Annotated in this window: 13 protein-coding genes; 12 read left to right on the forward strand and 1 reads right to left on the reverse strand. The window is 65.8% G+C overall.

Annotation, left to right across the window (positions count from 1 at the left end; translation table 11 throughout):
* The first annotated feature begins 107 nt into the window (after positions 1-107).
* The 3 genes from ACOGXH_RS05255 to ACOGXH_RS05265 are packed head-to-tail and all read left to right on the forward strand — an operon-like array spanning position 108 to position 3,416.
* Entirely contained in the window at positions 108-1,436 is a 1,329-nt protein-coding gene (locus tag ACOGXH_RS05255; RefSeq protein WP_419928066.1) for a hemolysin family protein, read from the forward strand.
* Complete coding sequence (locus ACOGXH_RS05260) at positions 1,433-2,500, forward strand: hemolysin family protein (RefSeq protein ID WP_419928067.1); 1,068 nt, start codon at positions 1,433-1,435, stop codon at positions 2,498-2,500. The genes ACOGXH_RS05255 and ACOGXH_RS05260 overlap by 4 nt, the downstream gene beginning before the upstream one ends.
* 7 nt (positions 2,501-2,507) lie before the next feature.
* Positions 2,508-3,416: a TIGR03619 family F420-dependent LLM class oxidoreductase gene (locus ACOGXH_RS05265; RefSeq protein WP_419928068.1), complete on the forward strand. Its 909-nt coding sequence runs from the start codon at positions 2,508-2,510 to the stop codon at positions 3,414-3,416.
* A gap of 12 nt (positions 3,417-3,428) precedes the next feature.
* Here the strand turns inward: ACOGXH_RS05265 and fabI are convergent, their stop codons facing one another.
* Positions 3,429-4,196, reverse strand: coding sequence for an enoyl-ACP reductase FabI (gene fabI / locus ACOGXH_RS05270; protein ID WP_419928069.1), 768 nt, complete (start codon positions 4,194-4,196; stop codon positions 3,429-3,431).
* 114 nt (positions 4,197-4,310) lie between these two features.
* On the opposite strand from fabI, the gene npdG reads away from it, so the two are divergent.
* Genes npdG through ACOGXH_RS05315 form a run of 9 tightly spaced genes read left to right on the forward strand, consistent with a single transcriptional unit; the run spans position 4,311 to position 12,730 of the window.
* Complete coding sequence (gene npdG, locus ACOGXH_RS05275) at positions 4,311-4,976, forward strand: NADPH-dependent F420 reductase (protein WP_419928070.1); 666 nt, start codon at positions 4,311-4,313, stop codon at positions 4,974-4,976.
* 11 nt (positions 4,977-4,987) lie between these two features.
* A complete protein-coding gene (gene cysS, locus ACOGXH_RS05280) occupies positions 4,988-6,160 on the forward strand; it encodes a cysteine--tRNA ligase (protein WP_419928071.1) in 1,173 nt (390 codons plus the stop codon).
* A 42-nt stretch (positions 6,161-6,202) separates the two neighbouring features.
* Positions 6,203-8,191 (forward strand): threonine--tRNA ligase, encoded by a 1,989-nt coding sequence (gene thrS, locus ACOGXH_RS05285; RefSeq protein ID WP_419928072.1) that lies wholly within the window; start codon positions 6,203-6,205, stop codon positions 8,189-8,191.
* Positions 8,191-8,697 carry an HIT family protein gene (locus ACOGXH_RS05290; RefSeq protein ID WP_419928073.1) on the forward strand — a complete coding sequence of 169 codons (507 nt, stop codon included), beginning with the start codon at positions 8,191-8,193 and terminating at the stop codon, positions 8,695-8,697. The genes thrS and ACOGXH_RS05290 overlap by 1 nt, the downstream gene beginning before the upstream one ends.
* 9 nt (positions 8,698-8,706) lie before the next feature.
* A complete protein-coding gene (locus ACOGXH_RS05295; RefSeq protein WP_419928074.1) occupies positions 8,707-9,201 on the forward strand; it encodes a hypothetical protein in 495 nt (164 codons plus the stop codon).
* A 19-nt stretch (positions 9,202-9,220) separates the two neighbouring features.
* Positions 9,221-9,814 (forward strand): CDP-alcohol phosphatidyltransferase family protein, encoded by a 594-nt coding sequence (locus ACOGXH_RS05300; RefSeq protein ID WP_419928075.1) that lies wholly within the window; start codon positions 9,221-9,223, stop codon positions 9,812-9,814.
* A gap of 35 nt (positions 9,815-9,849) precedes the next feature.
* A complete protein-coding gene (locus ACOGXH_RS05305; RefSeq protein ID WP_419928076.1) occupies positions 9,850-10,851 on the forward strand; it encodes a phosphatidylinositol mannoside acyltransferase in 1,002 nt (333 codons plus the stop codon).
* Entirely contained in the window at positions 10,848-11,978 is a 1,131-nt protein-coding gene (locus ACOGXH_RS05310; RefSeq protein ID WP_419928077.1) for a glycosyltransferase family 4 protein, read from the forward strand. Before ACOGXH_RS05305 ends, ACOGXH_RS05310 begins: the two co-directional genes overlap by 4 nt.
* On the forward strand, positions 11,975-12,730 hold the full coding sequence (locus ACOGXH_RS05315) for a hypothetical protein (RefSeq protein WP_419928078.1): 756 nt from the start codon (positions 11,975-11,977) through the stop codon (positions 12,728-12,730). The genes ACOGXH_RS05310 and ACOGXH_RS05315 overlap by 4 nt, the downstream gene beginning before the upstream one ends.
* The last annotated feature ends 25 nt before the right edge of the window (positions 12,731-12,755 follow it).

Consider the following 12,755-nt stretch of genomic DNA (forward strand, 5'->3'; position numbering starts at 1 on the left):
AGTGGAAGGCGATTGTTTGAGACTCACATGTTTAGTCTCTCTAAAGAATATGGCCGGTGCCAAGCCCTGTGCCTGGTAGTTGCCCTATGTCGGGAATTTCGTAGTCAATGAGCTGGACCACCTCAGTAGGCTTGGCGGCGGCCGCGCTGTTGATCGGGGCCAACGCGCTGTTTGTCGCGGTCGAGTTCGCCTTGGTGGCGGTGGATCGAATTCGCATCGAGCGGTTGGCCGCCGAAGGCAGAAGAGCGGCTCGGACCGCGCTGTCGCTGCTCAAATCCCTGTCGTTTCAGCTGTCCGGAGCGCAATTCGGGATCACCGTCACCTCCTTGGCGCTGGGCTTCATTGCCCGACCCTCCATCGCGGCGGCATTGGAACCAGTGGCCGATCGCATTGCCGGCGGCGCTGCCGAAGGCCTGTCCATTGCCGCGGCCCTGATCATCGCCGTGGTGGTTCAGATGGTGCTGGGCGAGCTGGTTCCCAAGACCTTGGCCATCTCCCGGCCGCTGCCCACCTCTATGCGCTTGGCCGCGCCCATGAAGGGCTTTGCCACCGTGGCTGGGCCGTTCATCCGCTTCTTGGACGGCTCGGCCAATTGGATCGTGACCCGATTGGGCATCGAGCCTGCCCAAGAACTCAGCGAGGCCCGCTCCCGCGACGAACTGGCCTGGCTGGTCCGATCATCGGGTCGAGAGGGTTCGATGCGGCCGGCAAGAGCCCGCCTGCTGACCCGGGCAATCCGCTTTACCGAGCGAGACGCCGCCGACGTGCTGGTTCCCCGGGTGTCGGTCAGCGCCATCGAGCGCCAACAGTCGGTGGCCGAACTGGTGACGCTCTCAAACCAGACTGGGTACTCCCGCTTTCCGGTCATCGGATCCGACATCGACGATGTGGTGGGCGTGGCCCTGGTGAAGAACGTGTACGAAGTGCCCTTTGAGAGATGGGCCGATACCCCGGTCTCCGACATCATGCGGGCCCCGCTCATCGTGCCTGAGACCCGGGACTTGCGCTCCTTGCTGCTGGACATGAGATCCCGACGCAGTCCCTTGGCCGTGGTTATGGACGAGCACGGTGGCACCGCGGGCATCGTCACCCAGGAAGACCTCGTGGAGGAGATCGTGGGGGAGATCGCCGACGAGCACGACGACACCGAACCCCCTGCGGTGGCCCGAGAAGCCGGAGAGCTGGTGGTGCAGGCGGGAATCCACCCCGACGAACTGGAGGACATGACCGGGCTCAGGGTGCCCGATGGCGACTACGAGACCCTGGCCGGGTTCATCTTGGACCATCTTCAGCGGATCCCCGCCTCGGGCGAGGTGTTTCGATTCCAGGGCTGGGAATTCCAGATCGAGTCGGTCGACCGGCACCGGATTGACGCCGTCCGGTTGCGCCAGGTGGCCTCTGGCCACCCAGTCCGTCAGAGTGGAGCGGTCCAGTGACCGCGCTGTACATCGTCGTCGCGGTGGTGCTGTTGGTGGCCAATGCCGGATTCGTGGCGGTGGAGTTCGCCCTCATCGCGGCCCGAAGATCCCGCTTGGAGCCGCTGGCCGAAGCCGGCAACCGCCGGGCCCGCATGGCGCTGGCCGCTATGGGTGATATCAACCGACAGCTAGCCGGTGCCCAGCTCGGCATCACCATGGCGTCGCTGGGCTTGGGGTTCATGGCCGAGCCGGCGGTGGCTCGCCTCATCGAGCGGGCGGTGGAGTCGTTCGTCCATCTGCCCTCCGGGGTGCTGCACACCATCTCGTTTGCGGTGTCTCTGGCCCTGGTGGTGTACCTGCACATGGTGTTGGGGGAGATGGTCCCCAAGAACATCGCCTTGGCCGGGGCGGAGCGCACCGCGATGTGGCTGGCCCCCTTCAATCGCCTCTACACCATTGTCTTCGGCCCCCTCATCGGTCTGCTGAATCGCCTCAGTGCGGGATTGGTCCGTCTCTGCGGGGTCGAGCCCATCGACGAGCTGTCCACCACCCACACTGCCCAGGAATTTGCCGCAGTGGTGGAGCACTCGGCGGCCGAGGGATTCTTGGATGAGTTCGACCGGTCGTTGTTGTCCAGCGCGCTGGAGCTGGCCGGCCGACCGGTCCGATCGGTCATGGTGCCCCGCGACCAAATCGTGGCGGTAGAGCGAGAGGCCACGGTGGCCGAGGTGGTCGAAGTGATGACGGCCAGCGGCCACTCCCGGGTGCTGGTCCAGAGCGGCTCGCCCGATCAAGTGGTCGGTTTCGTCCACGCCAAGGACCTCTTCGATACCACCGGCCCCGGGGCAGAACAGCCTCTGGGCGAAGAGTTGATCCGGATTGTTCCGACCATTGAAGAGGAGACCTCGCTGGAGGGGGCATTGGTGCTGATGCAGGGCAGCCGACGCCATCTGGCCGTGGTCCGCCAGGGCGGGCGGCGCACCGTCGGCCTGGTCACCCTTGAGGATGTGCTGGAGGTACTGGTGGGGGATCTGTTCGACGAAACCGACCCCATGAGTTCTGCCGGTTCAGGCGGGCCATAATGTCGGCATGAAATTCTGGTGCGTGACCGCGTTCATGAAGAGCACCGAGCTGGTGCCCATTGCCCAAATGGTGGATGAAGCCGGGTACCACGGGATGGTGCTCTCCGATCACATCTTCTATCCCCAAGATCTCAATAGCCCTTACCCCTACTCGCCCTACGAGGACGGCCGCCCCATCTGGGATCCGGAGACGTCTTGGCCCGACACTTGGGTGACCATCGGAGCCATGATCGGGGCCACCGAGCGCTTGCACTTCTCCAACAACATCTACATCGCCCCCAACCGCCCCATCCTGGCCGTGGCCAAGCAGGTATCTACCGCCGCGGTGATCTCCGGCAACCGGGTGGCACTGGGCATGGCCGCGGGCTGGATGCGCGAGGAGTTCGAGCAGATGGGCCAAGACTTCGACAACCGCGGCCCCCGCACCAACGAGATGATCGAAGCCCTGCGGGAGCTGTGGAAGCCCGGCTGGGTGGAGTTCCACGGCGAGTTTTACGACATCCCACCCATGATGATGGGCCCGGCCCCCGACCAGCCCATACCGATATTCACCGGGGGGCACTCTGGACCGGCGCTGCGTCGAGCGGCCCGCCACGCCGACGGTTGGGTCGGCAATGCCTACGACTGGGACACGCTGGCCGGCATCGTGGCCCGCCTGCGGACACTGTTGGCCGAAGAGGGCCGGGCCGACGACCACTTCGAAATCATCTCCGGCTTCTACGAGCCGCCTTCGCTAGACCTCTATCGCCGAGCAGAAGAGGAGTTGGGCATCACCGGGCTGTACGCCCTTCCCTGGGCAGAGCTCGAGGATGTCAGCACCGACAACCGGGAAGGTCTTTTGGAGAACGCCACGGCCTATCGGGATGCCATCAACCGCTTCGCCGACGACTTCGTCCACCCACTGGCCGACGGCTAGGCCAATCGTGGTTCAGGCGCCCATGGCGTGGTAGCCGCCGTCCACGTGGACCATCTCGCCGGTGGTCATCGGGAACAGATCGGATAGCAGCGCGACCGCGGCCTTGGCCACCGCCGAGCTGTCCTTCACGTCCCAGCCAAGTGGGGCTCGGGCGGCCCAGGAGTCCTCGAACACCTCGAAACCGGGAATGGAGCGCGCCGCCATGGTGCGCACCGGACCGGCCGCCACCAGGTTCACTCGGATGCCCTGGTCGCCCAGCGACCGGGCCAGATAGCGGGCGGTGGACTCGAAGGCCGCCTTGGCCACCCCCATCCAGTTGTAGAACGGCCAGGCCACGGTGGCATCGAAGTCGAGTCCAACGATGGAGCCGCCGTCGTCCATGAGGGGCACCACCACTTCGGCCAGGGTCTTCAGCGAGTAGGCCGAAATCTCCAGGGCCACCTTCACGTCGTCCCACCCGGCGGCCATGAAGTCGTCGCCCAGGCACACCTCGGGGGCGAATCCGATGGCGTGTACGGCACCGTCCACCGACCCCCACCGGTCGGACAGCTCGTCTTGCAGCGCACCCGGGTGGTCGGAATCGGTCACGTCGAAGGCCAACACGGCCGGGGAGCCTGGAAGTTTGCGGGCGGTTCGCTCGGTGAGGCTTAGGCCCCGCCCCGCGCCGGTCAGAATCAGATCAGCGCCTTCTTCAGCGGCCAGAGAGGCGATTCCAAAGGCGATCGAGGCATCGGTCAACACGCCGGTGACCAGAATCCGTTTGCCATCGAGAAGTCCCATGATCGTTGGAGGCTACTCGCGCTGGGATGGCCGTCACGGTCCTATGCGGGCTCGGGAGACCCTCACAGTATTCCTATGTGGGATCGGGAGGACACCTCCTATACCGTTAGGCCGATGCGGATCGGGATACTCGGGGGCACAGGACCGGCGGGCCGCGCCTTGGCCGTCCGTTTGGCATCGGTGGGATTCGACACCGTCGTGGGGTCGCGCTCCGCCGAGCGGGCCGCCGAGATCTGCCAAGGTCTTCTGGCCGAATGGCCTGACCACGAGCTCCCTCTGTCCGGCGCGGCCAATCCCGGCGCTGCGGCCTGCGACGTGGTGGTGGTGGCCACTCCGTGGGATGCCGCCGCGTCGACCGCGGCCTCGGTTGCCGACGAATTGGCCGGCAAGGTGGTCATCAGCATGGCCAACGCCTTGGCCAAGATGGGACGGGAATTCCAGCCGCTGGTGCCCTCCAGGGGCTCGATCGCCGCCGCGGTGCAGGCCGCGGTGCCACAGGCCTTGGTTTCCGGCGCCCTCCACCACGTGCCGGCCCATGATCTCGGCAATCTGAACCAGCCGGTGGACTGCGACGTGCTGGTGTGCTCGGATCACCCAGAGGCCACCGCCACCACCATGGAGATCATGGACAAGCTCCCCGGCGTCCGCTCCCTTGACGCCGGCGCGCTGTCGTACGCGAGCCCGGTAGAAGCTTTCACCGCAGTGCTGCTACAACTCAACGTCCGCTACAAGACCAGGGTGGCGGTCCGCTTCACCGGCCTGGGCCTCGAAGGCGGCTGAGCCCGCCGGCCATGGCTGCCTCCTCTTCTCCGGCCGCATCCACTTCTGATCCGATGCGCCTATACGACACCGCCCGGCAAGAAGTCGTGCCGTTTGAGCCGGGGCCGGTGGTGGCCATGTACACCTGCGGCATCACACCCTACGACGCAACCCACCTGGGCCACGCCGCCACCTATGTGGCCTACGACGTGCTCCAGCGGCGACTGCGCGACCGGGGCCACGAAACCCGCTGCGTGCGCAACATCACCGATGTGGACGATGACATCCTTCGCAAGGCCCGGGAGATTGGCGTTCACTATCTGGATTTGGCCGCAGCCGAGACCGCCCGATTCGACTCCGATATGGAGGCCCTGGAAATGCTGCCGTGCTGGTCGGAGCCCCGGGCCACATCGGCCATCGCCGACATCCGCAAGATGATCGGCCTGGTGCTCGACCAGGGCCACGCCTACCAATCGGGCGGGTCGGTGTACTTCGAGATCTCCTCGTTCGACCGCTTCGGCCAGGTCAGCCACTTGGGCCGAGACGCCATGCTGGCCCTGGCCGCCGAGCACGGCGGCAACCCCGACGACCCCAACAAACGCGATCCGTTGGATTTCGTGCTGTGGCAGAAGTCCGCCCCCGACGAGCCCGCCTGGGATTCCAAGTGGGGTCCGGGGCGTCCGGGATGGCACATCGAGTGCTCGGCGCTGGCCATGCGGGAACTGGGAGAGACCGTCGACCTGCACGGCGGTGGATCTGATCTGGTCTATCCCCACCATGAGTGCGAAACCGCCCAGTCGGAGGTGGTCACCGGCAAGCAGTTCGTGCGCCACTGGATGCACCAGGCCATGGTGAGGATGGACGGCGAGAAGATGTCCAAGTCGCTGGGCAACCTGGTATTCGTCTCCGACCTGCTCAAGGAGTATGACCCCCGGGCGGTGCGCTTGGCCATCGTGGCTCACCACTACCGGGATTCCTGGGAGTGGGACAATGCGGTCATGCCCGCCGCCGCCGAGCGTCTCGAGGCCTGGCAAGCAGCGGCCATAGGCAGCTTTGACACAGCGCCGGCCGTCCTCGATCAGGTACGAGCCTGCTTGGACAATGACCTCGACACCCCGTCGGCGGTGGCAGTTATCGACGAAGCCGCGTCAACCGGCGGGATCGCCCCCGTCGCTGCCCTGCTGGGCGTCAGGCTTTCGCGATAATTGGACAAGAACAGGCAGGCCGAAGGGTTAACTTATTGAGCCATGGCTGAGATCAGCGTCCTTCTCCCGGACGGCAGCACTCGCACCATTCCCTCAGGTGCCACCGCGGGCGATTTGGCTGCTGACATCGGCCCCGGGTTGGCCAAGGCCGCTCTCATCGCCACCGTCGACGACGTCGATGTGGACTTGAGCGCTCCTTTGGCCGACGGCCAGCAGGTTTCGATCATCACCTCCGACAGCGACGCCGGCCTGGAGACGCTGCGCCACTCCACCGCTCATGTGCTGGCCCAGGCGGTGCTGGAGCTCTACCCCGGCTCTACCTACGCCGTTGGTCCACCCATCGAAGACGGCTTCTACTACGACTTCGACCTGCCCGACGGCGCCACCATCAGCGATGACGACCTTGAGGCCATCGAAGCCCGGATGCAGGAGATCATCGAAGCCGACCAGCCATTCGAGCGCCACGAAGTGCCGGCCGCCGAAGGGCTCAAGCTCTTTGCGGACCACCCCTACAAGCGGGAGATCATCGAAACGGTGGCCATGGCTACCGGCACCGACGAGGCCGGACAGCCGACTGATGAGCTGGCTGACGAGGTGGCCGGCGATGGTCAGATCAGCTACTACCGCAACTCGGATTCCTTCATCGACTTGTGCCGCGGCCCCCACGTTCCCTCAACCGGCCGACTGGGCCACTTCAAGCTGATGAGCGTGGCCGGGGCCTATTGGCGCCGCGACGCCGGCCGCCCATCGTTGCAGCGCATCTACGGCACGGCGTGGGCCTCGCGCAAGGATCTGGCTGCCCACCTGCACCGCCTGGCTGAGGCAGAGAAGCGGGACCACCGCCGCCTGGCCCGAGAGCTCGACCTGTTGTCGTGGCCCACCGAGCTGGGACCAGGGCTGGCTGTGTGGCACCCCAAGGGCGCGGTGGTGCGCCGCATAATCGAGGACTACAGCCGGGGCCGCCACGATGAAGGGGGCTACCAGTCGGTAGTCACCCCCCACATAGCCCGCTCTGAGCTGTGGGAGACCAGCGGGCATCTGGACTTCTACCGGGAGTCCATGTATCCGGCCATGGAGTTGGACGGCACCTCCTACCACCTCAAGCCGATGAACTGTCCCTTCCACGTGCTGATCTACAAGAGCAGCCAGCGCTCTTATCGCGACCTGCCCATTCGACTGTTTGAGCTCGGCACGGTGTACCGCTACGAGCTGTCGGGGGCGGTCCACGGCCTGATGCGCATCCGGGGATTCACCCAGGACGACAGCCACATCTTCGCCACCCGTGAGCAGGCCCCCGCCGAGATCGCCTCGTTGGTGGCCTTTGTGTTGTCGGTACTGCGGGCATTTGGATTCGACGAATTCGAGGCTCGACTGGCCACCCGGCCGCAGGAGAAGTCGATCGGCGAAGACGCCGAGTGGGATCTGGCCACCGAGGCCCTCCGGGAAGCGCTGGAGGCTTCCGGGCTGGAGTACGAGATGGACGAGGGCGGGGGCGCCTTCTACGGGCCAAAGATTGACATCGACGTGCGCGACGCCATCGGGCGGAGCTGGCAGCTGTCCACCCTCCAGGTGGACTTCCAGCTTCCCGAGCGGTTCGGTCTCGAATATGTGGGCTCCGATGGCAACCGTCACCGCCCGGTGATGATCCACCGCGCCCTTATGGGAGCCATCGAACGCTTCTTCGGGGTACTCATCGAGCATTGCAGCGGTGCGTTCCCGGCCTGGCTGGCCCCGGTCCAAGCCGCCATCTTGCCGGTGGCCGCTACCCATGCCGACTATGCCGCCGAGGTGGAAGCCCGGCTCAGCCAACACGGCTTCCGGGTCGAAGTGGCCGACGCGCTGGAGCCGCTGGGTCGGCGCATCCGGGCGGCCAAGCTCCAGAAACTGCCCTATGTGCTGGTGGTGGGCGACGACGACGTGGCCCACGGCACGGTGGGGGTGAATGCCCGGGGCAGCGACGGCGACGAGCGGGGCGTGCTGTTGGATGACTTCGCGGCCCGACTGGCCGATGACGTGGAAACCCACCGCTGATGCTTGAGCGCTTGTGGGCCCCGTGGCGCAGCCGCTATGTGTCAGAGATTCATGCCACTGTCTCCGAAGAGGGGGAGGGGACGCTATTCGAGCGCATCCTGGCATCTGAGGCGTCCGACGAGGAGACAGGCATCTTGTGGCGGGGTGAGACCTGTTTTGCGGTGCTCAACGCCTATCCCTACGGCAGCGGCCACCTGATGGTGGCCCCCAATCGGGCGGTGGCCGATTTGGCCGACCTCACTGATGCCGAAAGCGACGAGCTGTGGGCCGCGGTCCGGGCCGCGGTGGCGGCGATCCAAGAGGCGTATGACCCCGAAGGCGTGAACGTGGGCCTCAACTTGGGTGCAGCCGGTGGTGCTGGCGTGCCCGATCACCTGCATGTCCATTGCCTGCCCCGCTGGAGGGGCGATACCAACTTCATGACCACCGTGGCCGAGGCCAGAGTGCTGCCCGAGCCCCTGGCCGAGTCATGGTCCAAGCTGAGAAACGCCTGGGAAGCTCGCTAGCCTCGTAGGGTGTCCGACGCGGAGATTACAGACGAGCTTCCCCAAGAGCTGAACGTCAGCGAGTACGTCGGCCCCTATCTATTTCCCAACAACAGCCGTCGTCGGATTCCGGCCATCATCTATCTGTCGGCTGCATTGGTCTGCACGGTGGTGTGGGTGGTGGCCGCCGACAGCCCGCTGGTCAATGGGGGATTCCTGGGCGCCGCCATCGCCCTGGCAGTTTTCGCCCTGTACGGCTTCGTCTGCGGCAAGGAGCTGAAGATAGATGAGTCGGATGCACTGGTCATCGCCATCGGCGCAGTGGGGTTTCCCGTGGGCCATGCATCGGCCCAAATGGGGTGGCGGGGCTGGCTGAGCCGCCCCACTTGGCGCATCCTGCTCTATTCCAACGAGCCCCAGCCTGACCAGCGGGGATTGGTCTTTGTGGACGGCATCACCGGCGAGGTGATCGACCAACTCGTGCAGGCCAATCCCGAAGACTGGGCTGACCTGGGAAACAACTGAGCAGTAGAGTTAAATCCACATGTTCGACGGCAATTGGCGCTCGGCGGTCAATCGTGGGCTGGATCCCATCGGCGCCGTCCTTTGCCGGATAGGCGTCAACGCCAATGCGGTTACCGCCTTCGGTATCGTCATGGCTGCGGTGGCCGCGGTGGTCATCGGCCGTGGTGAACTCATCCTCGGCCTGGTCTTTTTGATCCTCACCGGTCTGGCCGATGCCCTCGACGGGCCCATCGCCAAGGCGTCGGGCACCAGTTCGGTCCGGGGTGCCTTCTTCGACTCGGTCAGTGATCGGGCCTGCGACGCGCTTCTGATCGCGGGGTTTGCCTGGTATTTGGGGTCCACTGAGCCCGGCCACATCTTCATGCTGCCGCTGGCCCTCATGGCTGTGACCTCGCTGGTCTCCTATCAGCGGGCCAAGGCCGAGTCACTGGGACTCGACGCCAAGGGCGGGCTCATGGAACGGGCTGAACGATTCTTCGTACTCGGCGCCGGATTGGCCTTCAGCTTCGTGATGATTCCCATTCTGTGGGCCATGCTGGTGCTCACCGCGGCCACTGCCCTCTATCGGTTTGCCAAAGTCTGGCGCCAGACCAACTCCCTGCACTCGGTATGACCAACACTGCCGAGGCGGCTCCTCCTCTAGCTCCTGTGGCCCGAACCCGCCGCCTCTCGGCCGACGTGGTTCTCTATCGCAGCGGTGCCGCGCTGGCCCGCCGTCTGCCCCAGCCGGTGGGCGCCGCCCTCACCCGGGCCATAAGCCGCTCGGCCTATCGGCTGCTGCCCGAGCGTCGCTTCATCACCGAGCGCCGCCTCCAGCGGGTGTGCGGCCCCCAATTGCAAGGCGAAGCGCTGGCCGAGGCGGTGCGGGCGTCGTTCGAGTCGTATGCCCGCTACTGGTACGACGGGGCCCGGATCGGCGACTTGGACGACGCAGAGGTGGAGGCCGGCTTCAGCCACCAAGGGTTTCACTACATTCAAGAGGCAATTGACACCGGCACGGCGCCGATACTGGCCCTTCCACACCTCGGGGGTTGGGAATGGGCGGGAACTTGGATGGCCCGCATCCCCGGCTACCCGGTGATCTCCGTGGTCGAGCCGCTCAAGCCGGCTCGGCTGTTCGACTGGATGGTGGAAGAGCGCCACCGCATGGGTATCGACATCGTGGCGCTCGGCCCCGACGCGGTCTCCGTGCTCATCAAGTCGCTGCGGACCGGGCAGGTGGTGTGCCTGCTCGCCGATCGCCAGGTCGGGCGGGGAGGCGTGGAGGTGGAGTTCTTCGGAGAGCGCACCCTGCTGCCCGGTGGACCAGCCACTCTTGCCCTGCGAACTGGCGCGGCGATTCTGCCGACCGCGGTTTACCAGGACGGGTCCAACCACCGGGGGGTAGTACTGCCGCCGATTCCCACCGAGCGCCAGGGACGGCTGCGGGCCGACGTGACCCGGGTCACCCAGGATCTGGCCCGGTCGCTGGAGCAACTGATAAGCGCCGCTCCGGAGCAGTGGCATCTCATGCAGCCCAACTGGCCCAGCGATGAGGCAGCCCTCCAGAGATTCCGCCAGCAGCGGAGGGGCTTAGATCGATCTGGGGACGACGACCCCCAACGACGGGCCAAGTCGGAGCGCTCAGGCGAACAGAGAGTGCCCGGATGAGGGTTGGGTTGGTTTGTCCTTACTCCCTCACCATCCCCGGAGGTGTCCAGGGACAGGTGATGGGACTGGCCCGTTCGCTGCGCCGCATGGGAGTGGAGGCCCGAGTGCTGGCTCCGTGTGACGGGCCTCCGCCCGACGAGTCGGTCACCCCCTTGGGCAACAGCTTGCCCACTGCGGCCAACGGCTCTATCGCCCCCTTGGCTCCCGATCCTCCGGCGCAGCTCCGCACGATCCGGGTGCTGCGCGACGAGCGATTCGACGTCGTGCACATCCATGAACCCCTCGCCCCCGGACCCACCAATACCGCGGCGGTGATGAAGTCTGCGCCGCTTTTGGGCACCTTCCACCGGGCCGGTCACAGCACCGCCTACCAGTTTCTGCGGCCGATCGTGCAGGCCGTGGCCAACCGCCTGGACTATCGCTGCGCGGTGTCTGAGGATGCCCGCCGTCTGGCCCAAGGGCAGCTCGGGGGCCACTACGAGGTGGTGTTCAACGGGGTGGAGCTGGATGCCCCCTCGGCCGATCCCATCGCCTCGCCCTATCCCACCATCTTCTTCGTGGGCCGCCACGAGCCCCGCAAGGGGCTTGAAATCCTCATTGACGCCCTTCAATACCTGCCCGATGAAGTGCGGCTGTGGGTGGGAGGCGACGGCCCTGAGACCGACGATCTGAAGGCCCGTACGGTAGATGACGCACGAGTGGAGTGGTTGGGCCGGATCTCCGACGCCGAGAAGCAGGCCCGCCTGCGGGGTGCCGATGTTTTCTGTGCCCCGTCGCTGTTCGGCGAGTCATTTGGAGTGGTGCTATTGGAGGCAATGGCGGCCAAAACTCCGATTGTGGCCTCCGATCTGGACGCCTATGCCATCGTGGCCCGGCCGGGACGCGATGCGCTGTTGTCAAAGCCCGGCGATCCCGCCGCCCTGGCCGCAACCCTGAAAAGGGTGCTGTTCGACCAAGACACCGCCCACTCGCTGGTGAAGTCGGGCCTGGATAGAGCCCAGCAGTTCTCCATGGACACCCTGGCCGAGCGCTACGTCGAGATCTATGCCGATCTGGTTGCCCGCCGCCGGGTACGCGCTCCCCAGCGCCCCTGGCGAGATCCCCGCCATCACGAGGAGGAAGTGTGAATTCCAGCCAGCGCCGATCCGCCGTTGTCCTTGGCTCCCTGGGAGTACTGGCCGGTGCGGTGGTCTTGGCAGTGCTCTTCTTGGTCGGGCTCCCCTGGCTCGTGGCCGTGGTGGCCGGCGTGGTTGTCGGTGGGGTTGCCGCAGTCGGCCTGCACTTGATCGCGTGGCGCCTACTGCTGCGCCTGGCCGGAAGCACCCGACCCAGCGGTGAGGCGCAGGCCGTTCTCGAGAACGTGCTGGAGGGCCTGTGCGTCAGCCACGGTATTCCCACTCCCGAACTGCGGGTGATCCATTCCCACTCCATCAATTCTCTAGCCGCGGCCCGCACCCCCGCCCATGCGGCCATCGTGGTCACATCCGGCGCAGTGGAGCAGCTTGAGCGCATCGAGATGGAGGGGCTTGTAGCCCATCACTTGTGCCGAATCCGTCGGGGCGATGCCGCCCTTGAGACGTTGGCCGGGGTGCTCTTGGCCTGGCCGCTCACAACAGTCGGCTGGCTGCGCCGCCGGTTGATGGATCGGGTGCTGCCCGCGGGACGGGGCCTGGCGGCCGACTTCGAGGCGGTGTCGCTCACTCGCTACCCGCCCGGCCTGCTGTCTGCGCTGATGACACTTTCTGGGCAAACGGCTCAGGTACCATCTCCAACGGTGGCAGCGCTTCACATGTGGATCGATGAGCCCGATTGGGGCATCGCCGACGCAATCCGCCATCCCCGGCTGGAAACCCGTATTGCCGCGCTGACTGAGCTTTGATCTCACGCAGGCCCCCCAATCGGGG

This window comes from Candidatus Poriferisocius sp., assembly GCF_965208355.1.
Lineage (GTDB): Bacteria > Actinomycetota > Acidimicrobiia > Acidimicrobiales > Bin134 > Poriferisocius.

What these genes read in the sequence shown, in the direction of transcription:
- ACOGXH_RS05310 (WP_419928077.1), top strand. Translation starts at nt 10,848, where the DNA reads ATGAGGGTTGGGTTGGTTTGTCCTTACTCCCTCACCATCCCCGGAGGT.
- npdG (WP_419928070.1), top strand. Translation starts at nt 4,311, where the DNA reads ATGCGGATCGGGATACTCGGGGGCACAGGACCGGCGGGCCGCGCCTTG.
- fabI (WP_419928069.1), bottom strand. Translation starts at nt 4,196, where the DNA reads ATGGGACTTCTCGATGGCAAACGGATTCTGGTCACCGGCGTGTTGACC.
- ACOGXH_RS05290 (WP_419928073.1), top strand. Translation starts at nt 8,191, where the DNA reads ATGCTTGAGCGCTTGTGGGCCCCGTGGCGCAGCCGCTATGTGTCAGAG.
- ACOGXH_RS05300 (WP_419928075.1), top strand. Translation starts at nt 9,221, where the DNA reads ATGTTCGACGGCAATTGGCGCTCGGCGGTCAATCGTGGGCTGGATCCC.
- ACOGXH_RS05255 (WP_419928066.1), top strand. Translation starts at nt 108, where the DNA reads ATGAGCTGGACCACCTCAGTAGGCTTGGCGGCGGCCGCGCTGTTGATC.
- cysS (WP_419928071.1), top strand. Translation starts at nt 4,988, where the DNA reads ATGGCTGCCTCCTCTTCTCCGGCCGCATCCACTTCTGATCCGATGCGC.
- ACOGXH_RS05265 (WP_419928068.1), top strand. Translation starts at nt 2,508, where the DNA reads ATGAAATTCTGGTGCGTGACCGCGTTCATGAAGAGCACCGAGCTGGTG.
- thrS (WP_419928072.1), top strand. Translation starts at nt 6,203, where the DNA reads ATGGCTGAGATCAGCGTCCTTCTCCCGGACGGCAGCACTCGCACCATT.